Source organism: Methanonatronarchaeum thermophilum (assembly GCF_002153915.1).
Classification (GTDB): Archaea; Halobacteriota; Methanonatronarchaeia; order Methanonatronarchaeales; family Methanonatronarchaeaceae; genus Methanonatronarchaeum; species Methanonatronarchaeum thermophilum.
On record NZ_MRZU01000003.1, the window covers coordinates 25,378 to 49,651 of the forward strand.

The 24,274-nt window shown below is 38.5% G+C and carries 26 protein-coding genes; 5 read left to right on the forward strand and 21 right to left on the reverse strand.

All coding sequences use genetic code 11. The annotated features are described in order from the left end of the window. The first annotated feature begins 133 nt into the window (after positions 1 to 133). Positions 134 to 499, forward strand: coding sequence for a hypothetical protein (locus AMET1_RS01240; protein ID WP_086636679.1), 366 nt, complete (start codon positions 134 to 136; stop codon positions 497 to 499). Between the two features lie 5 nt (positions 500 to 504). Here the strand turns inward: AMET1_RS01240 and AMET1_RS01245 are convergent, their stop codons facing one another. The 5 genes from AMET1_RS01245 to AMET1_RS01265 all read right to left on the reverse strand — a co-directional run bounded on the left by AMET1_RS01245 (position 505) and on the right by AMET1_RS01265 (position 5,074). Then, a complete protein-coding gene (locus AMET1_RS01245; RefSeq protein ID WP_161490704.1) occupies positions 505 to 1,116 on the reverse strand; it encodes an endonuclease V in 612 nt (203 codons plus the stop codon). Positions 1,117 to 1,175: 59 nt separating this feature from the next. Further along, positions 1,176 to 2,330, reverse strand: coding sequence for a pyridoxal phosphate-dependent aminotransferase (locus AMET1_RS01250; protein ID WP_086636681.1), 1,155 nt, complete (start codon positions 2,328 to 2,330; stop codon positions 1,176 to 1,178). 37 nt (positions 2,331 to 2,367) lie between these two features. Beyond that, positions 2,368 to 2,859: an Lrp/AsnC family transcriptional regulator gene (locus tag AMET1_RS01255; protein WP_086636682.1), complete on the reverse strand. Its 492-nt coding sequence runs from the start codon at positions 2,857 to 2,859 to the stop codon at positions 2,368 to 2,370. A 151-nt stretch (positions 2,860 to 3,010) separates the two neighbouring features. After that, a complete protein-coding gene (locus AMET1_RS01260) occupies positions 3,011 to 4,771 on the reverse strand; it encodes a ribosome biogenesis/translation initiation ATPase RLI (protein ID WP_086636683.1) in 1,761 nt (586 codons plus the stop codon). Between the two features lie 15 nt (positions 4,772 to 4,786). After that, positions 4,787 to 5,074: an EMC6-like membrane protein gene (locus AMET1_RS01265; RefSeq protein WP_086636684.1), complete on the reverse strand. Its 288-nt coding sequence runs from the start codon at positions 5,072 to 5,074 to the stop codon at positions 4,787 to 4,789. A gap of 338 nt (positions 5,075 to 5,412) precedes the next feature. Here AMET1_RS01265 and AMET1_RS01270 point away from each other — a divergent pair, with 338 nt between their 5' ends. From AMET1_RS01270 to AMET1_RS01280, 3 genes are all read left to right on the forward strand, one after another. After that, positions 5,413 to 6,561: a hypothetical protein gene (locus tag AMET1_RS01270; RefSeq protein WP_143406795.1), complete on the forward strand. Its 1,149-nt coding sequence runs from the start codon at positions 5,413 to 5,415 to the stop codon at positions 6,559 to 6,561. A gap of 102 nt (positions 6,562 to 6,663) precedes the next feature. After that, positions 6,664 to 7,965, forward strand: coding sequence for a hypothetical protein (locus AMET1_RS01275; protein WP_086636686.1), 1,302 nt, complete (start codon positions 6,664 to 6,666; stop codon positions 7,963 to 7,965). Positions 7,966 to 7,990: 25 nt separating this feature from the next. Then, complete coding sequence (locus tag AMET1_RS01280; RefSeq protein WP_086636687.1) at positions 7,991 to 8,911, forward strand: succinylglutamate desuccinylase/aspartoacylase family protein; 921 nt, start codon at positions 7,991 to 7,993, stop codon at positions 8,909 to 8,911. A gap of 85 nt (positions 8,912 to 8,996) precedes the next feature. Here AMET1_RS01280 and AMET1_RS01285 read toward each other — a convergent pair whose 3' ends face one another. The 3 genes from AMET1_RS01285 to AMET1_RS07750 form a co-directional block, all read right to left on the reverse strand. Beyond that, the gene (locus AMET1_RS01285; protein WP_086636688.1) at positions 8,997 to 9,635 is read right to left on the reverse strand and encodes a 2,5-diamino-6-(ribosylamino)-4(3H)-pyrimidinone 5'-phosphate reductase; all 639 of its coding nucleotides are present in this window, start codon (positions 9,633 to 9,635) and stop codon (positions 8,997 to 8,999) included. Positions 9,636 to 9,647: 12 nt separating this feature from the next. Beyond that, positions 9,648 to 10,502, reverse strand: coding sequence for a sugar phosphate isomerase/epimerase family protein (locus AMET1_RS01290; RefSeq protein WP_086636689.1), 855 nt, complete (start codon positions 10,500 to 10,502; stop codon positions 9,648 to 9,650). Positions 10,503 to 10,995: 493 nt separating this feature from the next. Then, positions 10,996 to 11,178 carry a hypothetical protein gene (locus AMET1_RS07750; protein ID WP_143406796.1) on the reverse strand — a complete coding sequence of 61 codons (183 nt, stop codon included), beginning with the start codon at positions 11,176 to 11,178 and terminating at the stop codon, positions 10,996 to 10,998. A gap of 194 nt (positions 11,179 to 11,372) precedes the next feature. On the opposite strand from AMET1_RS07750, the gene AMET1_RS01295 reads away from it, so the two are divergent. After that, positions 11,373 to 11,726, forward strand: coding sequence for an SHOCT domain-containing protein (locus tag AMET1_RS01295; RefSeq protein WP_201721228.1), 354 nt, complete (start codon positions 11,373 to 11,375; stop codon positions 11,724 to 11,726). Between the two features lie 206 nt (positions 11,727 to 11,932). Here the strand turns inward: AMET1_RS01295 and ilvC are convergent, their stop codons facing one another. The 13 genes from ilvC to AMET1_RS01365 form a co-directional block, all read right to left on the reverse strand. Next, positions 11,933 to 12,928, reverse strand: a complete 996-nt coding sequence (ilvC, locus tag AMET1_RS01305; protein WP_086636691.1) for a ketol-acid reductoisomerase — start codon at positions 12,926 to 12,928, stop codon at positions 11,933 to 11,935. Positions 12,929 to 12,932: 4 nt separating this feature from the next. Next, positions 12,933 to 13,427 (reverse strand): acetolactate synthase small subunit, encoded by a 495-nt coding sequence (gene ilvN / locus AMET1_RS01310; RefSeq protein WP_086636692.1) that lies wholly within the window; start codon positions 13,425 to 13,427, stop codon positions 12,933 to 12,935. 3 nt (positions 13,428 to 13,430) lie between these two features. Continuing rightward, positions 13,431 to 15,158, reverse strand: coding sequence for a biosynthetic-type acetolactate synthase large subunit (gene ilvB / locus AMET1_RS01315; protein ID WP_086636693.1), 1,728 nt, complete (start codon positions 15,156 to 15,158; stop codon positions 13,431 to 13,433). Position 15,159: 1 nt separating this feature from the next. After that, complete coding sequence (locus tag AMET1_RS01320; RefSeq protein ID WP_086636694.1) at positions 15,160 to 16,620, reverse strand: (R)-citramalate synthase; 1,461 nt, start codon at positions 16,618 to 16,620, stop codon at positions 15,160 to 15,162. A gap of 255 nt (positions 16,621 to 16,875) precedes the next feature. After that, the gene (locus AMET1_RS01325; RefSeq protein WP_086636695.1) at positions 16,876 to 17,532 is read right to left on the reverse strand and encodes a peroxiredoxin; all 657 of its coding nucleotides are present in this window, start codon (positions 17,530 to 17,532) and stop codon (positions 16,876 to 16,878) included. A 192-nt stretch (positions 17,533 to 17,724) separates the two neighbouring features. After that, entirely contained in the window at positions 17,725 to 17,988 is a 264-nt protein-coding gene (locus tag AMET1_RS01330) for an ArsR/SmtB family transcription factor (RefSeq protein WP_086636696.1), read from the reverse strand. A 16-nt stretch (positions 17,989 to 18,004) separates the two neighbouring features. Then, on the reverse strand, positions 18,005 to 19,195 hold the full coding sequence (locus AMET1_RS01335) for a redox-regulated ATPase YchF (protein WP_394334873.1): 1,191 nt from the start codon (positions 19,193 to 19,195) through the stop codon (positions 18,005 to 18,007). Between the two features lie 317 nt (positions 19,196 to 19,512). Then, a complete protein-coding gene (locus AMET1_RS01340; RefSeq protein ID WP_161490705.1) occupies positions 19,513 to 19,869 on the reverse strand; it encodes a DUF2095 family protein in 357 nt (118 codons plus the stop codon). Continuing rightward, positions 19,859 to 20,821: a polymer-forming cytoskeletal protein gene (locus AMET1_RS01345; protein WP_161490706.1), complete on the reverse strand. Its 963-nt coding sequence runs from the start codon at positions 20,819 to 20,821 to the stop codon at positions 19,859 to 19,861. The genes AMET1_RS01340 and AMET1_RS01345 overlap by 11 nt, the downstream gene beginning before the upstream one ends. 5 nt (positions 20,822 to 20,826) lie before the next feature. Beyond that, positions 20,827 to 22,050: a 2,3-bisphosphoglycerate-independent phosphoglycerate mutase gene (locus AMET1_RS01350; RefSeq protein WP_086636699.1), complete on the reverse strand. Its 1,224-nt coding sequence runs from the start codon at positions 22,048 to 22,050 to the stop codon at positions 20,827 to 20,829. A 130-nt stretch (positions 22,051 to 22,180) separates the two neighbouring features. Continuing rightward, positions 22,181 to 22,444: a helix-turn-helix domain-containing protein gene (locus tag AMET1_RS01355; protein WP_161490707.1), complete on the reverse strand. Its 264-nt coding sequence runs from the start codon at positions 22,442 to 22,444 to the stop codon at positions 22,181 to 22,183. Between the two features lie 152 nt (positions 22,445 to 22,596). Continuing rightward, positions 22,597 to 23,367, reverse strand: a complete 771-nt coding sequence (locus tag AMET1_RS01360) for a DUF92 domain-containing protein (RefSeq protein WP_086636701.1) — start codon at positions 23,365 to 23,367, stop codon at positions 22,597 to 22,599. Positions 23,368 to 23,529: 162 nt separating this feature from the next. Then, entirely contained in the window at positions 23,530 to 24,237 is a 708-nt protein-coding gene (locus AMET1_RS01365; protein WP_086636702.1) for a 30S ribosomal protein S3ae, read from the reverse strand. Positions 24,238 to 24,274: the final 37 nt, after the last annotated feature.

Genomic DNA, 24,274 nt, shown 5'->3' on the forward strand with positions numbered 1-24,274 from the left:
TGGGTTTGTAGATAAACCAAACGGTTTATAGACTAAATTTAACCTAAATTTTGACTAAAAAATAGTTTAGTCCAACAACAAACACAAATACCTATAAACCAACACAAATACCAGAAACAAAAAAAGTGACACCATGTCCAAAAAAATCGCCACAACCTCAGGCCTACTACTAATAATGGCAGCAATCACAAACATACTAGCCAGAATAGACATAATAATAGACCTAACAATCACAATAATATTGATAATAGGCGCAGCTGTAACAATAGAACAACACGAACACAGAAACGAATTCACAATCGGAGCATGCATACTCGGAACAGTATATCCAATAATCAAACTACTAGCATTTTACTATTGGCTACCAGCCATACTCAACATCCCACAACACACATTATTGGAAACCGGAGCCCCCATAATAATAACAACAATGATACTATCAATACTCGCCCTAACACTACAATTCAAACTACCGCCAAAAAAATATCCAAGATACTAAAAAAACTAACTAAACCTCTTTTTTTCCATATCCGCAAGCTTGTCAGCACAACGAATAGGTTCAGGCATTTTATAGCCATCCAAACAACTATTAACTAAATCAACAGCGGTTTCAGGAGAAACACGATGACCAGGACTTATATAAAGTGGATTACAACGCTTTTTAGATAAAAAACAATACCCAACAACCCTATCATCCAACAGAACTGGAGAACGGTCACCAACAACCTCAGGTTCCTCAACTACTTCACCACACAACAAACTCTTAGTAACACCAACGGTTGGTAAATCAAGTTTAACCCCGATATGAGTAGCCATACCAGCACCTCTCGGGTGAATAAGGCCAGAACCGTCAACCAAAACAACATCAGGCAGTTCTTCAAGAGATCTTAAAGCCCTAATAGCCGTTGGAGCTTCTCGAAAAGCAAGTAAACCAGGGATATATGGGAAAGACACATCATCTATACAAACACTCTTACCTATTAAATTAAACTTATAATCCATGACTACAGCAACAGATACAACAACATCTCTTCCTATAAATGCCTGGTCGACACCACCAACAACTGAAAGGTCATCAAAGTCATCAACAAACCTTGCCTTGTCAGCAATCTTCAACTGCTGGTTAACCAACTTATCACGACTAACCAATGATAAAACCCTGTCTACAAACTATATTAGATTTTATCGCTAACGAATCTCTCTATTCTATCTAAAGCTTCCTTTAAGACCTCTTTAGAGTTGGCATAAGAACAACGTATATGTCCCTCGCCAGCGCTGCCGAAAGCAGTTCCTGGAACAACAGCAACTTTTTCTTCTTCAAGCAGTTGTTTAGAGAACTCTTCAGATGAAAGTCCTGTCTTCTTTATCGAGGGAAACACATAGAAAGCACCATCCGGTTCAGAACATCTAAGACCCATCCGGTTGAACCTACCGTAAACCAAACGACGACGTCGATTATACTCTTTAACCATCTCGGTAACCTCATTCTCACAGTTCTCGATCGCTTCAACCGCTGCTTTCTGTGAAACAATAGGAGCGCACAACATCGTGTATTGATGTATTTTATTCATCGCTGAGATAACCTCCTTAGGTCCAGCAGCATAACCGATACGCCATCCAGTCATTGCGTGTGATTTAGAAAAACCATCAAGCAAAATACAGTTATCCTTCATGCCATCAAAATCAAGTGGACTATGCAACTCCCCATTGTAAACAAGTTTACTATAAATTTCATCACACAACAAGGGAACATCATATTCCTTAGAAATCATTGAAATCTCCCTAGCAGTCTCAAAATCCAAACAACTACCAGTTGGATTGTTAGGGTTGTTGATAACCATCAATGCAGTGTCCTCAGTAATATTCTCTCTAATTACATCAGGAGAGGGAACAAAACCAGAGTCAATATCCAACTCAATCCGTCTTGTTTCACCACCACTAAACTTAACACAAGGGTCATATGAAACATAAGAAGGTTCGAAAACAACAACCTCGTCCCCAGGATCAACAACCGAACGAACAGCCAAATCAAAACCCTCACTAACCCCAGTGGTAATCAAAATTTCCTCATCAGGGTCATAACTAATAGAATACCGATCATGCAACTCTCGAGCTATAAGTTCACGAAGCTCTAGCAAACCCTTATTCGAAGTATAAGACGTATAACCTGTCTCTAAAGAATAAATACCTGCCTCCCTAATCCTCCATGGCGTCACAAAATCAGGTTCACCAACCCCAAGAGATAAAACATCATCCATATTCAAAACAAGCTCAAAAAACTCCCTAATCCCAGATGGTGGAACATCCGACAATCTACTAGAAATCTTCATACAATATCCTCCAAATACAAACCAAAAACCACATCAATCAAGGAGAGATAGACAACCTTTTATTATCCTCTTTAACAAAGAAAACCTCCCCATCCTCCTTATAAGTTTTAAGCACAAAATGCGTAACAGTATCCCTAACACTTTCAAGAGTTGAAATCTTCTCAGAAACAAAAGAACTAACCATCTTCATAGATCGCTCTCTAACCAAAATCTGAAGATCATTCTCACCCGAAATCAACCTAATCGTCTCAACCTCCGGAAACCTAGCAATCCTCTCAGCAATATCATCATAACCACTCTCCCTACTCAACTCAACATTAAGCTCAATAACCGCATAAACATACTCCTCACCAACCAAATCCCAATCAACCAAAGTCATATACTTCTTGATAACACCCTCCTCCTCAAGCCTAGAAATACGTGACTCAACATCCTCCAAATCAAGATCAACCATATTAGCAATATCCTCAAAAGAACTACGAGCATCATCCTGCAAAATATTAAGAATCTCAATATCCTTCGAATCCATCAAAAACACCTACCACAACTATATGACCCAAAGCATATTTAAACCACAACAAAACCAAAAACAAAAAACCCAGAACCAAAAAAACCAAAACAAAAAACAAAAAAAAATCAATTAAACCTAAAAATAAGGGATAACAGTGGCTACAGGTATGTTATAGATAATAGTATTCTCCGTTTCTTTTTTGTTTTCTGTCGAGATGGCTGTTTTCTTTGTTTATTCTTGGTCTTTTTGTGTCTTCATCTCGTCTGAATGTTATTCCGAGGTTTTTTAGGAACATGTTCATGCCTTTTCGCATGTTGTAGGGGCCGTGTGCGTGTCCTTCAATGCCTGGTTCTCCGTCGAAAACCATTAGGCGATCGCTTAAAAGGTCGATCATGTATATGTCGTGGTCTACAACTAGAGCACTGCTTTCCATGTTTTTAACGACTCTTTTTATGGTTTTTATAGCCATGGTTCTCTGTTCTACATCTAGGTGTGCTGAGGGTTCGTCAAGTATATATATGTCTGCTTTGCGGCTGAGGCATGCTGCTATTGCAACTCTCTGAAGTTCTCCACCACTTAAGTCGTTTATTTTAGATTCAACCAGTTCATCTAGGGATAAAGGATTCATTATTCGGGTTTTGTAGTAGGAAGATCCATAATCACTGGTTATTGTTGCTAAGAAACTTCCTACATCCATATTTACATCCGCTTTGATATACTGTGGTTTATAAGAAATCTTTAAATCGAGGTTTACATCACTGTTTTTAGGTTCTGTTTTACCGGCTAGCATGCTTACGACAGTTGTTTTACCAATGGCGTTTGGACCAACGATCCCTACGGTCTCACCTTGGTACAACTGGCCTCCGTCCAACTCGACCTTAAAATCTTCATACTCTTTAACGAGGTTTGGTAGTTCAATCAGTTCTTTTCCACCGGTACGGCCTGAAGCACTTGCTTGTTTAAAATCGATAGATTCACTTCTAATTCTAATGTTTTCGTCTGGTAGAAATCCATCTAGATATTGGTTTATTCCTTTACGTACGCCTTTAGGTTTGGTTATAATACCATATGCTCCAGGGTCACCATACCCTAGATGGAGTCGATCCGTTAATAGGTCTAGTATCGCGATATCGTGTTCAATGATAAGAACGGTACTTTCTTCTGGCATGTCTCGAATAAAACTAGCAACCCTTTTACGTTGATATATATCCAGGTATGGAGTGACTTCGTCCATAAAGTATAGGTCTGCTTTGCGGCTGAGGCATGCTGCTATTGCAACTCTCTGAAGTTCTCCACCACTTAAAACATCAAGCTTTCTATCCCAAACATGTTTTAACTGGAGTCTTTCAGCCATCTCATCGAGAACACCGCGTTCATCAACTCCTTCCAGCAACTCACCAACCTGACCCGAACTTGCTTTAGGAATAGACCGGATATGCTGGGGCTTTATAGAGATCTTGATATCTTGGTCCTTTATCTTTTCAAAATGTGTTTGAAGTATGGAGCCATTGAAATGCTCTATAATATCACTCCAATCACTAGCTTCACCACCAAGGTTAGGGAGCATATCACCGGAGAGAATTTTTAAAGCAGTGGTCTTACCGATACCGTTAGGGCCTAAAATACCTGTGACATCACCTTCTGAAACAAATGGAAGACGATACAAAACAAAACCATTCTCCCCAAATCTATGAATAGCCTGTTCTTCAAGCTCTTCAGGTAAATTCACAATTGTTATAGCTTTGAATGGACATTTTCGTACACAGATATTGCAGCCAATGCAAATAGATTCATTAATCTCAGGTTTCCCATCTTCATCATTTACAACAACAGCCTCCTCTCCACTACGAACCTTAGGACAGAAATTAATACATTCCTTTGAACATTTCTTAGGTTGACAAAGCTCTCTATCAAGCACAGCTATTCTCACAGAAACCACCAAAAATTAGAGATTCAGAATCAATGACCAAGTAATATAGGCAAAAGTGATTGTCATAAAACCAACAAAAGCCCAATCCTTACCTCCAAAATCGTCTGTATCTATATCAATCAAAGGAAAAACACTCTGCTGTATCCACATGAAAAACAAAATAGCCACTAACCCAAAAACCTCTCTCTGTAATGGACCAGCTGGACCAGCCGCTATATAATAAGCAACAACTCCAGCAACTATCCCCATAACGCTCGGTAACGCCGTTTTCTTAAGAGCTTTCTTGTGATCTGCATCAAACAAAAAATTACACCTACATTAAACATAATTATTGTAATCCCTGAACATTACAAGCCAAGTACTTTACAACCCCATATACAAAAAAACTTTCTAACAATAAACCACACAACCAACAAACCAAAACAATTCAAACCAAGTTAAATCGAATCTAACTGAATATATAAACAGGGATTAGATATAGAGAAGTATAGAGAAATTAGCTTAAAAAACAGATAAATCTTTTGTGCAATGATTTTATCTATGGTTTTTACTATTGGTTTTTTGACAGGCCTAATTTTATTGTTTTATAAGTTAATTGTTATCTGTGGTTTTGGCCAAAATTTGTTGGTCATAACTCACTCATGAGAGTGATACATTTGAAGGGTCTTTTAGATGTTGTGAAGGATAATACCTTCTCAATAGCGGTTGACGATAGTAGTTCTAAGGTAAGTATGTTGAACACTAGGTGTGGGTTGAGTAAGATATCTTATGTGCTCAATGAACTTGGTGTGGATGGAAAGCCTTTTTCTTTTTTTGGTCCAGATGCAGGGATTACCAGGAATTATGAACGTTGGGCTAGTGGTTTTGGATATGGCTGTGTCATCTCTTGGCCTGATAGAGAGCTGGCTTTTCCTGAGATGAAACCCAACGGCTGTGGGATGATTGTCAGCAAGATCGGTGATGTTCCGGATATCGATGAACTTTCAAACCGGATTTTACGGTTAAGTGAAAACCCACCCACGCTTATGGGTATGGAGGTTGAGTGGGATGCTGGAGACAGTAATCACTTTATTGAGGTATTGAGGGTTGAGGACTCTAGTTACAGTGGTTTGCAGAAAGGAGATATCTGTGCATTACTACATACCTCGGCTTCAGAGATGAAGGATTTGATGTACGACTTCGATAGGTGGGTTGATTCTGGAGGTCGGTGGATAGAAACACCGGTTGGGGAAATTCTTGTTTTAATGGATAGTTTGTCGAAAGAGTATTATAAAGAATATAAAAAACTGGAAGAGTTTTCTAAAAAGAAAAGAGAGATAATATTTGACAACATCTTCGATCAACACGAGGTTATATGCAATCCGACACATCAAGGATTGTTCAAAGAAAATGAAATAAGACTGGGCCTATATGACTCGACCGATGGAATATTCCCAATATCGTTGAGACCAGACCTACCAGTATACCTGGTTGAAGGTAACAAAAACATAAAACCTGAACTAATCCCACCAAACATACCTGAATGGAAAAGAGAACAGATTGAAGGGATCAACGTACTACCACATGGTGGAGGATACCAACTCAAAATAGACACAAAAAATCTCCAGATGTCGCAGAAAAACGGTACAAGATTGTTCAAAACAAAAACAAAAGGCCGGGAATACCTATTCACAAATCCATCACAGATTCCATACAACTATCGGGGGAAAGAAGTTTTAGACAAAATTTTTGAATGGGATCTTGGACAACCAGTTGTAAAAATGGAGCAAAAATACACAGTGAAAATCTAAAACAACCGGTAATAAAAAACAATAAAATATAAATAATTTGGATATTTTGTTTTTTGATAGGTATGTTTAGAAACAAAGCTAAATCAATTTTGAGGTGTCAGGTTGCCTCCAAGCCATAGTGAACTCGAGCGTTTCGTGAAATACTCGAAATATTTTGGAAAAGAACAGATATCAACAAAAGAGATATACGGTAAACAAGACCCAAAACTCAATGATAAACTAATTAGAGAAACCGTTAGAGAACAATCTAGAGATGGCTACAACCAAATTACAAATACTGATTTTTATTTAGGATGCGTCGATTTCATGATGGAAGAGGTTGACGGTGAAAAAACCTTAAGAATAATTGAAACAAACGGCGGTAGCAGTAGAGGAATATCGTCTCTACCTGAAAAACAATGGAATGTTTGTAACAAATCATTTCTAGAGACCCTTAAACAAAAAAACGATGGAATAGTTTTGATAGGATATCCACCTGGAGACAAAATGCTATACGAAAAAGCATTTTTGGTCGAAGATTTCATCACCAAAGGATACACCCACTCGAAAATAAATGAACTAACCAAAGAAACAGACATCGTTTTAGCACCATACAACAAACTAATACCTAAAATAGAGTTAAAAGGCAATAAACCAGTTATAGATGGACATAAAGTGGACATCATAATCGGAGACGGAGTAGTAAGAAGACATCCCCAACTAACAGAAAAAACAATAAACAACAAACTAGACGCAGTCTGTGCAAACAAAATATTCCCAATAACAGACGACAAATCAGCAACCTACAAAGCCCAAGAACTCTCCAAACAAAAACTATTAGAAACAAATGTAAAACCAATCGATTTCACCAGAGCATACAACAAAAAAGAAATAATCCGAGAAGTCAGAAAAAGAATCGAAACCCATGGATCCGCTATAATAAAACCATCACGCGGTAGTGGCGGCCGAGGAATCGAGATAATACAAAACATAAACGAAATCCATGAAAAAATCAATGAAAGCCTAAATGAATATGGAGAAAACTTCAAGTTCCATGAAAACCCCTACCCCTACACAGTAAGCGAAGTAATCGACTCAAAACCAATAAAATACCAAAACAGCAATAGAAATTTCGATATGCGAGTATACGTCGCAAGACACAAAAACAAACTAAAACCAACCGGAGGACTTGTCAGAGTAGCACTAGAACCCAAAACACAAAAATTCAGAAAACCAAGCATGGTCGTAAACCTCTCAGGATACAAAGGAATCGATATGCATAGAGGCCTAGCAATAAACAAAAAAACCCTCAAAAAACTCAACACAACAAAAAAAGAATTCAAAAACATCTACAAAGCTGCAGTAATAATGTTCAAAGAAATACTAAAAAACCAAGAAAAACTAACCAAATACGCAACAACATAAAAAAACAAAAAAAGAGGAATTATACTTGAAAAGAACAAAAATCCAGAAATTCAATCCAGATACAATAAAAGGTAAAAAAAGACTCAAAATAGATACATTCAAACTCGCAGATGACTCAGTAATCTCCCTACCCTGTGGAGTAATATCAAAAGGAAACAAACCAAAAATAGCCATAACAGGAGGACAACACGGAAACGAATGGAACGGAACCTACATAACACAAAGACTATACAAAGAAATACCTCTCGAAAAAACAAACGGAACAATAATACTCCTCCCAGTACTCAACCCCCCAGCCTTCAACCAAAAAACCAGAGTATCATCAATAGACAACATAGACCTAAACAGAACATACCTCGGAAACGACCGCAAACCCACAGAAAGACTAGGAAAACTCCTATTCGAAAACATATTCTCAAAAATGGACTACATAATAGATATACACACAGGAGGGCCAGGAGAATACCTCCCTCACACAGCAATAATAGACCGAGAAAGAGTAAAAGAAGCCTCATTAATGCTACCATACCTATACATCGCAAAATCAACAGGAGGCAGCCTAATAAGCTCTGCAGAAAGAGAAACAATCAAATCATACCTAATCGAAGTCGGAAGAGGAAGAAACATAAACTACAAATTCGTAAAACAAGTAATAAACGGAATCAAAAACTTCCTCAAAGGAACAAACATCACAAAAGGCCAAGTCACAAAAAAAGAAACCGAAACATTCCTAAACAAACAAAAAATACCCTCACCACAATCCGGATTCTTCAAAGCAAACACAAAACTAGGAGAATTCATAGAAAAAGGACAAACAATCGGAAAAATAGAAAAAATGATGGGCCAAACAAAAACAATAAAATCACCAATCTCAGGCCGAATAATATACATAAGAAGAGAAAGAGTAGTAGCAGAAGGCGAAAACGTACTACACCTCCTATACTAAACCAAAACCAAGTTCCCGCAAATAAAAAAATAAAGCCATAAAACCCACCACTAAAAATGATATGCCTTCTGACCACAACCTTTAATTATTTTTTATTCAACACCTTCCATTTCAAAACAATACCTTCTCCTAGCTGATAAAAATCACTTAGCTCTAGTTTTACTGCATCATCCAAACCACTAGCTCCACCTCCATCAGCTAAAGTAGGAGATTTAGCTCCACCAAATACCATGTTGCCGACATACGTAATCAACTCATCAGCCAAACCGTTCACCAGAAACGACCAGTTGACGGTTCCACCACCTTCCACCAAAAGTCGTTCTATACCTTTTTCTCCAAGCAAATCCAATAATCTTCTAAGATCTACACGCTCCTCCCCAACCCTAACAACCTCGCAAACTTCCTTTAGTTTCTCAACCCTTTCCTCTAAAGCAGTTTCAGAAACAGCAATTAAAGTAGGACTGTCCCCAATAAACACCTCACTATCGATTGGAGTTCGCGCCTTACTGTCCAAAACAACTCTGTATGTATCTCTTTCCAAAAGTTTAGGGTCATCAGCTAAAACTGTACCGATACCTACTAAAATCCCATCCACATCCCTCCTCAACCTACCTACTCTCTCAAAATCCTGGCTGGAAGAGATAGGTATTTGGCGACGTTCAATTGTAGATAGTTTACCATCACAACTCATAGCACTATTGATAATAACATACGGCCGTGACATAACAACACCATATCAAACCGACTTGACTTCAGATGACCTTACCTCGCTAAGGTAATCCTCAAGAAACTCGATACTCATCTGCACCAAAGTTTCCTTTCGCTCCCATTTAGGAAGCCATCCTTCAAGAGTGATCTGGCCATCAAAACCCATATCCAATAAACCGTTTAGAATCGGTTTAAAATCGATGTTACCAACGCCAATCGGATAATGCATACCATCTCCACGGTTATCACTTATATGAACATGGAAAACACTGTCTCTAACCCTCTCAAGATATTGTTCAGGCTTCATGTTAGGAATACTATTAGCATGAGCTATATCGAACGTTATGCCAACATTATCCATATCGATTAAATCAACTGCTTCAACAAGTTCATCAGGTTCAACACACAAAGCCTTCGGAGAGTGCTTCAAATTCTCAAGACCAACCGAAACACCCTTATCCTGACTATACCTACCAACCTCCTTCATGCTCTCAACCATCTTCCTAAAAGTCTTCTCTCTAGAGAACTTCTTAGAAGGCAGATAACCAGGATGCACCACAACTAAATCTGAACCCAATAGAGATGCAGCATCAACAGATTTTTTCACCTGACCAACCGCAACACTCCGAACCTCATCGTTCCAAGTAGAGATATTAACATCGTAGTGAGTAGCATGAGTAACAACATCCAACCCACATTCATCTATCTTATTACCGATATCCTCAATCTCATCCTTGAAATCACCATCGTTCCAATTCTCCAAAAAAGGATACTCACAATACAGTTCAATAGCCTTAAAACCCATATCACTTAATCTCTCAATAATCCGAACAAGATTATAATCCTCCTGCCAGAAAATAGCCATTCCTACACCAAACTTCATAATAACACCATACCTAAAACTACAACCATATACATAAATAAAAAGCCAAATACCAAACCTACCAAACTAATCAACATCTACACTCAATCCACAAAAACCAATACCCCCTCTAACAACACAAATAAACTAAATTAAACTAAACCAAATCAAATTTCCATAGGATTTTATTGGTTTGTTTGTTTAAAGTATTGGGTTTTTTATCTTTTTCATGTCAAGAAGACCCTTTCTTCAAATCTTTGATTTTAGGTAGGAGGATGAATTGACTCGAACTGCAGCCCTTGTCCATATTTCACAATTTCAACCTCTTTTACTTTCCAATAATCTTCTTCTCCGTTTTTGATACGAACATATCTTCCATAACTAAAAACACCTTTTAATAACTAGACATAACCTAATAATACCAGATAAACCTACCCACCAAAAAAATTAATAAAATATAATAAAATCTGAGATTTGAATAAAGAAATATATAGCTCCAAATCCGGAGCTTTTTTCAGAGGTCTGCGTCTTCAATTAGCTTATACGTATTCTCTTTAGATACCAACTCACTTTGATTAAATGCTTCTCCAACGGCCTTAAAAGTCTTCGAAGTAATTGCTTTTCCATCCGGATCCACACCAACATGTCCTTTCCCATGGTCTTCATCGGGCATCTCACACCCACAGTTATAACACATTTCAAATCACTAAAACAGAATATCTAACCGGACAAAATAACATTTATGGAAGAATCAAAAAAAATTGAATAACTTCAATCTTAAATCTCGAATAAAAAACGAAAATACCGTGATATAAAAAAATCCATATAATAGGTTTAAAAAAACCAAAACAATAAATATAAAGATTGGTATAAACGAAACGGTGACCTAAAATGAGTTTTAGTGCCACACTACCCATAGTTTTTCAACACCATCCAATGGAAGGTTGGGGTGTATGGGGGTTTGGATGGATACCCTTACTGCTGTGGTTATTGATATTCATAGTTATTGCGGTATTAATTTATCAGGATGCTGAAAAAAGAGGGATGAACGGCCTACTTTGGTTCATCTTAATCTTGATTCCATATTTAGGTCTTCTCTTCCTAGTGATATACCTGATAACTCGTGAAGAAAAACCTACCGAAAAACAGATGGATAGAGATCCCAAAAAAATACTCGATGAAAGGCTAGCTAGAGGTGAGATCACCTCAGAAGAACATGAAGAACTCAAGGAAAAATTAGAGTAAAACCCCTTTTTTTATTTTTTTATTCTTTTTTTTGGTATGTAACAAGTTTTAGTAACCTTGTTTTTTTGTGGGTTTTTTTGTTGTGTTTAAAATATTAGGGGTGTGGTGGTTTTGGACGGCGGGTTTTGAATCCGCGTTTTGCAGTTGTTCCTTTGTTTTAGAAGGTTTGCTGCGTTTGTCCTGTTGGTCCACTTCACACGCCTGTTTTATTCTTGGTTTTCTTTGAGCCAAGGCATCATTTCTCTGAGTTCTTGCCCTACTTCTTCGATTTGGTGGTTTTTTTCTTGTTCTCTTGCTCTTTTTAGTACTGGTTGGCCTGATTTGTTTTCTAGTATCCATTCTTTTGCGAATTCTCCGTTTTGGATTTCTTTTAGAACTTCTTTCATGTTTTGTTTTGTGTTGTTGTCGATTACTCTTTTTCCTCTTGTTAGTCCGCCGTATTCTGCTGTGTTGCTTACTGAGTGCCACATTCCTTGTAGGCCTTGTTCGTGTATTAGGTCGATGATTAGTTTCATTTCGTGTAGGGATTCGAAGTATGCTACTTCTGGTTGGTATCCTGCTTCTACGAGGGTTTCGAATGTGTCTTTTATTAGTTTGGTTACTCCTCCGCAGAGGTCGACTTGTTCTCCGAATAGGTCGGTTTCTGTTTCTTCTTTGAATGTTGTTTCTAGTAGGCCTGCTCTTGTGCAGCCTATTCCTTTTGCGTAGGCTAGTGCTATTTCTTCTGCGTCTCCTGTAACGTCTTGGTTTACTGCGAATAGTCCTGGTGTGCCAGCTCCTTCTTTGTATACTCTTCTGACTAGGTGTCCTGGGCCTTTTGGTGCTACCATTACTACGTTTACGTTTTTTGGTGGTCTTATTTGGTTGTAGTGGATGTTGAATCCGTGTGCGAATAGTATTGTGTCTTGTGGGTTTAGGTTTGGTTTTATTTGTTCTTTGTATACTTTTGTTTGTACTTCGTCGGGTATTAGGATTGAGGTTAGTGTTGCGGTTTCTACTGCTTTTGGTATTTCTTTTACTTCTAATCCGTCTTCTTTGGCTTTTTTCCATGATTTTCCGTTTTTTCTTGCACCTACTACTACGTCTACTCCGCTTTCGTGTAGGTTTAGTGCGTGTGCGTGTCCTTGGCTTCCGTATCCGATTATTGCTACTTTATCTAGTTTGTTTAGTTCTATATTTTCTCCGTAATGCATTTCTGCCATTTCTTTATCCTCCTATTGATTTTCTACCTCTGCTCATTGCGACCGTTCCTGTTTGTGCGATTTCTTTTATTCCGTGTTCTTTCAGCATGTCGGTTATTGCTTCTATTTTGGTTCGGTCGCCGGTTACTTCTATTGTTAGGGCTTTTTTACCTACGTCTACTACGTTGGCTCTGAATATATCTGCGATCTGTATTATTTCAGACCTACTGTTGGGGTCGTCTGCGTTTACTTTTATTAGTGCTAGTCCTCTTTCGACGTAGTTTTCTTTTAGTTCTGTTACTTTGATTATGTCCATCTGTTTGTTTAGTTGTTTTATGACTTGTTCGAGGACGTCTTCATCGCCTTTTAGGGTTATTGTCATTCGGGAGATTTCTGGGTTTTCTGTTACGCCTACCGATATTGTTTCTATGTTGTATCCTCTTCGGCTGAATAGGTTTGCGACTCGGTTTAGTACTCCGGGTTTGTTTTCTACTAACAACCCTATTACGTGTAAATCCATTATTTAATCCCCCATTGGAGTTGGTTTTGTTTTTTTCTGTGTTTTTTCGACGTCTTTGCGGTCTATGATTTCGCTTAGTGTTGCGCCTGCTGGGACCATTGGGTATACGTTTTCTTCTCTGTCTACATGGAAATCTATCAGGACTGGTCTGTCTGTGTTGTTTGCTCTTTCTATTGCGTCTGGTACTTCTGTTTTTTTGGTTACGGTTATTCCAAGTGCACCAAATCCTTCTGCTATTCTCTGGAAATCTGGGTTGTCTCCGAGGTCTGTTTCGGAGTATCTTTCGTCATAGAAGAGTTCTTGCCATTGTCTGACCATTCCGAGGTATTTGTTGTTTAGTATTGCTATGTTGACTGGTAGTTGGTATTTGACTGCTGTTGCTAGTTCTTGTATGTTCATTTGTATGCTTCCGTCTCCGGCTATGTTCCAGACTTTTCGTTTTGGGTAGGCTACTTGAGCTCCTATTGCGGCTGGTAGGCCGTATCCCATTGTTCCGAGTCCTCCGCTTGTTATGAATGTTCTTGGTTGTTTGTATTGGTAGTATTGTGCTGCCCACATTTGGCATTGTCCGACTTCTGTTGCGATTATTGTGTTGTCGGGAGTTTGTCGGTCTATTTCTTTCACAATGTATTGGGGTTTTATTGTGTCTGTTGTTTCGTCGTATTCGAGTGGGTGTTCTTTTTTCCATCTTTTTGTTTTTTTATGCCACTCTGTTTGTTGTTTTCTTTGTTTTATTTTGTCGATTTTTTTGTTCAGGTCTTTTAGGATGTTTTTTGCGTCACCTACTATCGGTATGTGTGTTTTTATGTTTTTGCTTATCTCTGCTGCGTCTATGTCGATGTGTATGACGGTTGCGTTTGGTGCGAATCCTTCTAGTTTTCCGGTGACTCTGTCGTCGAATCTCGCTCCTACAGCTATTATTAGGTCTGATTCTGTTACTGCATAGTTTGCTGGTTTTGTTCCGTGCATTCCAACCATTCCCAGTGATAGGGGGTGGTTCTCGTTGAAGGCTCCTTTACCTGTTAGTGTTGTTACGACCGGTATCATGCATTTTTCTGCGAGTTTGGTGAGTTGTTTTGTGGCATCACTTGCTATAACTCCTCCTCCTACGTATAAGACGGGTCTTTCTGCTTCCATTATCGCTTTGCTTGCTTTCTTGATTTGTAGTGGATGTCCTTTGTATGTGGGTTTGTATCCTCTTAGGTCGATGTTTTCTGGGTAATGGAAATCGGTTTCACCCTGTTGTACGTCTTTAGGTAGGTCTAGTAATACTGGGCCGTTCCTACCTGTACTTGCTATGTAGAAGGCTTTTTTCATGACTTTTGGAAGTTCTTTTGGGTCTTTAACGAGTGAGTTGTATTTTGTGATTGGGATTGTTATTCCAGTTATGTCAGCTTCTTGGAAGGCGTCGTTTCCGATCATGTGAGTGGGTACTTGGCCGGTTAGGGCGATTAGGGGTGCTGAATCCATGTGTGCTGTTGCTATACCGGTCACCAGGTTTGTTGCGCCTGGACCGCTGGTAGCTATGCACACACCGGGCTCTCCAGTCACCCTTGCGTATCCATCTGCCGCGTGTGCTGCGGCTTGTTCATGTCTTGTCAATATGTGCTGTATTTCGTCTTCCTGATGAATTGTGTCGTATAGGTCGATTACAGCTCCACCAGGATATCCAAATACTTTATCTACGCCTTCTTTCTTCAAGCTCTCGATAATCGCCTCACAACCTTTCATCTTATTCCTCCGTGATCAATCTATTCACACCTTCTAGCATGGCTTCAACTGAAGCCATTATTATGTCGGTTCTCGCGCCTCTAGCTGACACGATTTTTCCATCTTTCTTCAACTTTACGATAACTTCTACGAGGGCGTCGGTTCCACCTGTTATTGACTCTACTTTGTAGTCTTCTAGGTGTATCTCTCCTAGTTCTGAGAATGCTTTACCTACTGCTTCTATTGAAGCGTCTACTGGCCCTGTTCCGGTTCCGGATTGTATAACTTCTTTTCCATCTATCAATAGTTCTATTGATGCGGTTGGGGTTACTTTGTTTCCGGATACTACGGTTAGTTCTTCAAGTGTAACCCTTGGTTCGTCATATACGTTCAATACCGTTTCGATGATTGTTTTTAGGTCTGCAGTGGTTACTTTTTTGCCTCTGTCTCCGATGTCTTTTATTCTTTTAACAACCTGGGTTAGTTGTTCTTGGTCTGCTTCTACACCCATTTCTTTGAGTATTGCTTTGACTGAGGCTTTACCTGTGTGTTTACCTAGGATGAATCTTCTTTGTCTTCCAACCTCGCTTGGTGAGATTGGCTCGTATGTTGATGAATCGCTTAATACTCCATGGGCGTGGATTCCTGATTCATGGGTGAATGCGTTGTCTCCGACTATTGCTTTGTTGTCGGATAGTGCCACTCCTGATAGCCTTGAGACCAGTCGTGATGTTTCGTACAGTAGTTTTGGATTAACGTTGAAATCCATGTCGTATAGTTTATGACCGGACATTACAACTTCTTCAAGAGCTGCGTTTCCAGCCCGCTCACCTAAACCGTTTATTGTGACGTGTACTTCGTTGCATCCGGCTTTTATGCCTTCGATTGTGTTTGCAACAGCAAATCCAAGGTCGTCGTGGCAATGTAGGCCTACCGTTACGTCAAATTTGTTCACCAGCTGTGTCAAGTCGTTTCTTACTTGTTCTGGTGTTAGAACGCCTACGGTGTCACAGTAACATAAACGGTCTGCTCCAACATCGATTCCGTTTTTGAAGACTTTTTCTATAAAGCTTATATCTGCTCGGCTTGCATCTTCTCCACTTAGTTCAACTGTCAAACCATGGTCTTTGGCGTACTGTACGACATCGCTTGTCATATTGATTATTTCAGACCTATTTTTCTCTAGTTTTTTCTGTATATGTAGGTCTGATACAGGTACTACAAGATGGATTGAATCTACACCACAATCCACTGCTTCATCGATGTCCTTTTTCATCACTCTTGTGTAACTGCATATCTCTGCATCGAGTCCTTCACCTGCTATTTTACGTATGCCCTCTTTTTCCCCTTCAGATGTGACAGCACTTCCAGCCTCTATTATGTCAACCCCTAACTCATCAAGTTTCTTCGCTATCCAGAGTTTCTCATCTGGGGTTAATGAAACGCCAGGAGTCTGTTCACCATCTCTCAGGGTAGTGTCCAACAATTTAACCAATAAAACGATCCCTCATATTAAACACCTGATAGACGAGTATTAACTCTAGAAATCTAAATATCTTTAGATATTCTAAAGCCAAAAACACATCTTTAATTATAAATCATTATGTTTTTACATAGTTATTTATTCTTCGGAAAAAAACCCAAAAAAACACAAAAAAAACACAAAGAAACAAAAAAAAAGAATAGTGGTGGAGCCCGACCTTGTGGTGGGACCCCTAAAACTAGATTTGACTTTTTTTTATTTTTTGAAACAGAGCCACCAATCGTAGCACTCAATCTCTCCATCAGCCTCTTGTTGTCTTCGTTTTTTAATTGTTTCTACATCACTGGCAGGAGGTATTATAACTTTATCTCCTTCAATTTCGTTTTCCGGCCAGTTGGCAGGTATAGCAACTTCTTCCTTACTTGATTTCTGGAATCCTTTTATCATCCTTAATATCTCGCTTATATTCCTACCTAATTCGGCTGGATAGTACAGTATAGCTCTTATTGTTGAGTCAGGGTCAACTATGAAAACTGCCCTCACTGTCATTGTTGCTTTAGAATGTATCAAACCAAGTTCTTTTGCAACAAAACCAACAGGATCTGCTATTATCGGAAACTCTATCTCAGTATCCATGTTCTCTTCGATCCACTCAGCCCATTTAAGATGGCTGTGCACTTGGTCTATACTTAATCCAATAAGTTCCGTATCTAGCTCCCTAAATTCATCATATTTTTTTTGAAATGCCACAAACTCTGTTGTACATACAGGTGTAAAATCACCTGGATGTGAAAACAACACTAGCCACTTTCCCTTATAGTCGTTTGGTAACTTTATTTTACCATGAGTTGTCTCAACTTCCATGTCTGGAAACTTATCCCCGATCAAGGGCATAGATTTTTGTTTTTCCATAAAACTCACTATATAAATGTATGTAGGTGTAAAACATATATAGGTTTAGGTATTTAGAAGAACCAATAAAAAACTAGGTAGTGCAAATCGATAGGGTAAAAATAAATGTTGAATAAACTGAAAAACTTAAGCCTAATCAAAACATAAAAAGTTTTTATTAGACTTTTCGAATGAAAAAATGGGGTTTAAAAGTTATTTTTGTATTTTATCAGCCATTTTAAGTATTTTTTCTGTTTCTTCAGGATGTTTTAGTTTGCATTCAAGCCTTTTTCCATTTCTACGTGTTTTGATTAGCCCTGCTTCTTCAAGTTTCTTGAAATGCCTGTAAACTACAGAACGGTCTCTATCTATAAGGTCTTCAAGGTCACAGATACATACATACTCTTTTTCCTTAAGCAAAGCTTGTAACAGTGTTATTCTGTGTTCTGAACTTAAAGCTTTGAACAGTTTTTGCATTATAAACCCCTTATCCTTAAGCTGAGGAAACTATTTTGATTACGTCTCCATTTTCAAGCTCTTCGTTATCCGATATCCTCATTCCAGTTCTCGCATTAACTGCGTATAGATAGTTGTCTCCGATATCGGAATGTATTTTATAAGCAAGGTCTTTAGGCGTACTTCCCCTCTCTAATAGAATTGCATCTGGAAGGACGTTATCATTGTTATCAGTATAGTTATTTTCATCTTCAACAGGGTAAACCACTATCTGGTTCAAAAGTTCTTTCACAGATTTCTCGATAGTTTGTTGAACACCTGTACCACCATACTTGTCTAGAACATTTTCTTTAATGAACATAAGGCCTTTTTTTTGTTTTTCATTTAATTTATCAGGCTCTAAAATCTCAAAATCAATATCTCCTGGTTTATAGTCAATTATGTTTCCCTGGCTAGCTTTTTTTAATGCAAGCTCTGCGTTTGCGCTTGTTGGAACTGCATCGTCACTAACTATAGATATTCTTTTAAGGTTATCTTCAGGAGCTATATCGGCTTTGTTTGCAGCTATCAATATAGGTTTACTTTCTCTTCTCATATTCTCTATAAGATCTTCTCTATCCTCACTGCCCCAGTTACTAGGTTTTTCACTGTCTAAATCTAATTTAGATATCGACATCTTGATATCGTTCAAAGTTAATCCAAGACCTGTATAAACATCATGAATCTCATGCGCCAGATCTTTTTTCTGAACCTCAACCCTTCGAACCAAAGAACTCCATTTATCCTCTATAATCCCCAACATCCACATCTTAATTTCATTGGTTAAAAAACCTATATCCTCAGTCGGATCATGTTGAGATATGTCAACAGGATTTCCTTTTGCATCCGTAGAACCACTACTATCTATCACATGAATTAAAGCATCAGCCTGCCTCAATTGATCAAGAAATTCATTCCCTAACCCCTTCCCTTTATATGCATCGGGAACAAGCCCTGCAACATCGAGTAGTTCAATAGGGACATGTCTAACACCATCAACACACCTGGAATTCTGAGGGTTACACTCAACATCCAATTCTTTACATGGACATTCCTCACGTATATACGCATAACCACGGTTAGAATCTATCGTAGTAAATGGATAGTTAGCTGTCTCAACATCTATACCAGTCGACGCCATAAAAAAAGTTGACTTTCCAGCATTAGGTTTACCTACAATTCCTAGAATTTTATTACCTCCAAAAACCTCTAACACCGAAACCAAAACAATACAAAAAACACATAGAAACCGGACGAAACATCATTAAACCAATATTAAACCAAGTTCGATCGTAATACAATGTAAGTTAACCTGTTCTTGGTTTTTTGTTTATTTTAGTTTGGTTTGTGTTTATTTAGTTTAGTTTAGTTTAGTTTTATTCGGTTTTATTGGTTTGGTTTATATGTGTTTGTTTTGTTGTTTTGTTAGATGGATCTGGTTTTTTTGTTTTATCTCTACTCAGGGATAAGACCTCTCATTTTTTAGGGAGAGGATTTCAAAGGGGTTTATAGGCCGTTTTTTTCTATTTCGCCTTTTTTTCTTTTTTCTCCAAATGATCTTAGGCCTTTTGTTTTTAGTTGTTTTTTTAGTTGTTTGGTTTTTTCTTTTGTTATCTCTCCTTGTTTATTGAAGTAGTCTATGATTTCTATTGCTTGTTTGTCTGTGTTGCATCTGGTAAGGTGGTCTTTTATTGTTGGGATTTTTGTTTCAGTTTTTGTTTCAGTTTGTTTTTGCTGTGTGTTTTTGTTGGTTGGGCAGGTTTTTTCTGTATTTTTTTTGATTTGGTCTATTTCGATTGTGGGTGAGTTCTGTATGTCTTCGTATATTTTTGGGAATTTGTTTTTTAGGTGTTCAATGTCCATTTTTTTCACCATTATTTTTTTTGTTTTTTTCTGTACTTGAATCGTCCTCTTTGGGTGTTAGTAGTGATAGGTTGGGGATTTCTTGTGTTTTTATTCCTGAGCCGTCGTTGGGTTTGGTTTTTGGTATCTTTTTTTTGTCGGGTATTATTTGGACGCCTTTTTTTGCGTGTATTGTTCCGTTTGTGTGTGCTTCGTCGTGTATGAGTACTATGTCGGCGTTTATGTTTCCCATTACTGTTGAGTCTTTTTTTAGCTCTACTTTGCGTTGGCTTTTTATGTCGCCGTGTACGATGGTGCCTTTTTCTAGTTTTACATTTCCTTTAGATTTTATGCTTCCGAAGAAGGTTGTGTTTCTATCGATTTTTACGTCTTTGGCTCTAAGGTTGCCTATGAATCGGCATTGTTTTCCGATTACTGCGTTTCCGGGTGCGTCTATCTCTGAACCGAAGTTGATTCCTCTTGGTATGATTAAGGCGTTTTCTGGTATTTCTTCTTCAAACATGTCTTCTAGTATTTCTTCTATCTCTTCTGTTTCACTTCGTCTTAATATGTTTGAGAATAGGAGTAGGAAGTACATGAACAGTGGTATTGGGTTTCTTATTGTTATCCAGCCGTTTGCTTCGAATCCTTCTTCTATATCTACGTCGTTACCTATGTCGAGGTTTTGTTCTACTAGGAGTTTACCGTTTATTTTACATCTTTCTCCTATGTATGCGTCTTCACCGACGATTAGGTTTCCATCTATTATTGACCATAAACCTATCTCGACGTCCCCATCTGCATGGACGTCTTCGGCTATGTCTACGCGTTCCCCGGTCTGTAGCGATCCAGGTGTTTTTATTCCGTATTGGAGGTCGGTGTTGCTTCCAATAACTATGTCGCTTTCTGTGACGATTAGACGTTCTTCAATCCGGGTTTTGTCCGGTATTACCAATAACTCATCGTCTTCCATTTGTTTCATGCTCCATATTTATTGCATTTATTAGTTAGGTCAAGACAGATGGGCATAAGGTCTTTTCCTTTTATTCTTAATAAACCGCCTTTATAGGTGTTTTCATTGAAAAAGTTGACGTCATCCACTCGAACTCCGTCTCCAACTATGGTTATCGGTACAGGGTCGCCTGAATGGTCTTTGACATCTAAAGGTGTTGAGTGGTCGGCGGTTAAAACCAATAGTGTGTCTTCGATTTCTTTAAGTAGATAATCAATTACTGGTTCTATTTTTTCTTCGATGTACTGGATTTTTGCAGCACCATCTCCATCGTGACCTGCCTCGTCACCGCCTTTTAAGTGTAGTAATACAAAATCTTTTTCGTTTTCTTTAAGCTGTCTAATTGTTTCTCTGGCTTTGTTCATTGTGTTTGAATCTTTACTTCCGGTGGCACCTTCAACCTCGATTACATCCATTCCAATTAATTTACCGATTCCTTTCATTAAACCGGTGCCTGAAATAATCGCTGAATCTAAACCATGTTTATCTTGAATTGGAACAACCGATGGTACCTCTCCTACACCACGTAAAAGAACAGTGTTGGCGGGTGGTAACCCATCCTCGATTCGTTTTTTGTTATGTGGATGGTTTTCTAAAACGGATTCAGCTTTTTCAATAAATTTATTTGCAATTTCAGCGGTTTTATCACCTACAGGGTCTATGGCCTTAATTTTTTTAGTTGGTAAACCAGGTTTTTTAGGGTCGGAGCCGGTTATCCTGCTTGAAAGCCCCTCTCCACGTAGTACTAAAGCACCTCTGTGCCCGGTTGATTCACGAAAAATAACTTTGATTCCATCTATTTCTTTTGTTTCTCTCTGTATAGCTTTGGATAGTTCACTTGTTTCGTTGATTCTACCTGCTCTTCTATCCACTATCTTACCGTCTTTTTTGGTAGCGAAGTTACATCTAAAAGCTATGTCCCCCTCTTTCACATCGATTCCGACTCCAGCTGCTTCAAACGGCCCCCTACCTGTATAAGTTGAGTAAGGGTTGTAACCTACTAACGATAGGTGTGATGTGTCTGAACCGGGCCGTACACCAGGTGATATTGGATCCATTATTCCAGAAACACCTTTATCAGCTGCTCTATCTAGGTTTGGAGTATCGGCTGCCTGTAGGGAAGTGAGTCCATTAAGGCTTGAAGTGGGACGACCACTAATTCCATCCATAATAACGATTAATATATCCATTTTCTAACCCTGTTCAAACATAAATACAAAATACCCGAACAAATAAATAAACTACTGAATTGTACACGTTAAGTTGAGAGTTGGTTTAGATTTAGAAAGAGATAGTGAACTACCTACTACGATACCTTGGTTATGCTTTGGTGTGGAGGGGGTTTCCTGTTTTGATGACGCTACTTGCAGGTACATTACAGAACTGAATCTGGTGTTTGTTGTCTGTAGAGGTTGCAGTCTCCGCAGGCGTAACTTCGGTAAGTCCCTTCCCTAAAATATTTTCTTCTGGGTTGAGTTCTTCAGGGAAGTGGTTGTAGATTTGTCGGCACAGTTCAAGATGCTTTTCCAGTTCATGCTTATCCTGTTCTGAAGGATAGAGACAATACTTGTAACCCCTATTCATAATCATACCCCATAAGGCAACTTCCTCAACAACTTTTTTTATAGGTTCAAGTGATCCATCCCCAACCTAACTCCACATTCGTTCCATGAGGAAGAGAACTTCTCACCCCAAATAAGTTAAATTTTTTCTGTTTATGATGAGGTCTGTTTTTTTTAGATTAACATTAGTAATGCACCGATTATTGCTCCTGATAACGTTGCTACTAGATTTACATGTTCGTTGTTCAATATGCCTTTTTTTTCTAGTGTTGCGCCGAGCAAACTATCGATGTTGCAGCCTAAAAAACCGGCAATCGGTCCTACTATTAAGGCAAATTCTATTCCAAACGCTAAGTATGCTATTAATCCTATTGTTAGTCCACCGATTATGCTGGCTAGTTCTCCGGCCAGGGATACTCCGCCGTTTGCCCCGGTCTTCACCTCTTTTTTAAGGTTGGTTATCAATCTTGTTTCACTGTCCAGAGTACCTATCTCGCTAGCGATGGTATCCGATGTTGCTGTTGCTATCGCACCTATATAAGCTCCCATGAAAACGAGTTCATATCCAGTATATGGTGTGTACATCGTTTCCACAGCCATGGTTTGTATCTGAACTGGATTCTGTATGTATGTGGTGTATATCCAGGCCAATAAGACTATGGCTACTGGAACCATCCCGTTGGCTATCACATTTTTGACACATCTTTCACCGTTCTCTCCCTCGTTAATATCCTTATGTGCTTTATACTCATACTCGAATTTGGTTGCAACCCAAGCTATGATTACAAAGGATATTAATAGCACTAGCCATTCAAGTCCACCGAAAACGCTTACAACACTGCCCATCAGAAATGCTGCTAAACTGCCTCCACGATCCAGTATTTCCTTATGATAAGATAGTACTGCTAGAACTGTAGCTATCCCAACCCCTATTATGGCGTCCATACACACCACTATAGAGTAATTAAATTACTGTATATCATATTTACGGTTCGTTTTTTCACCATTAAGGAGACTTTTTAAAGCCTCCTTTTTTCATCCCTTGATTCAGGGTTCATTATAATTTTTTTATAATTTTAGCCAATATTTTATTTAATTTATTTTAGGCTATTTTTCGGGTTCTGTTTCTTCGGGTTCTGTTTCTTCGGGTTCTGTTTCTTCGGGTTCTGTTTTTTCTATGTCTATTCCGGCTTCTTCTGCTGTTTCTTCGAAGCCTTCTGGTATTTCTTCTATTTCGTCTGGTTGTGCTGTTACTTCGCTTTTTCTTATTTCGACTCTTCTTAATGGGTATATTGATTTTACTGTTTGGTATATTTCGCTTGCGATTTGTCCTGTTACTAGTTCTTGGGTGAATTGTTGGTATTCCATTGTTTTTGCTTTTGTTTTTATGACTTCGGTTGCTTTTTTGCGTAGTCCTTTTTTCTGTGAGGATTTTCCTCTTTTTACTGTGAATAGTATTGGTTTGACTCTTATTTTGTATCCGTCTTGTGTGAGTACGTCTACTGTTAGGTCTATTTTGTCGGTTCTTCTTCGTATTAGGCTGCCTATGTAGTCGCTTGTTAGTTCGTGTCCGATGAATTGTGTGTATGCTTCGTTTCCTGATACTTTGTTGATTTTGAAGTATAGTTTGACGTTGTTTTTTGAGAAGTCTCCTGTTAGGTCGCCGACGGTTGTTTCTATTACTCTGCCTGTTACTTTAGATGGTTCGTCTGCTGGTGTTTCTCCTATTTTGTCTTCTCCAAATATTTCGGGAGCCATTACTGTGTACCAGTCTTTGGCTTCCCATCCAAATTTTCTTGATTTTCTTTTTGACATGTATGATCCTCCAATTTGATGTTTAAAAATAAAGTTT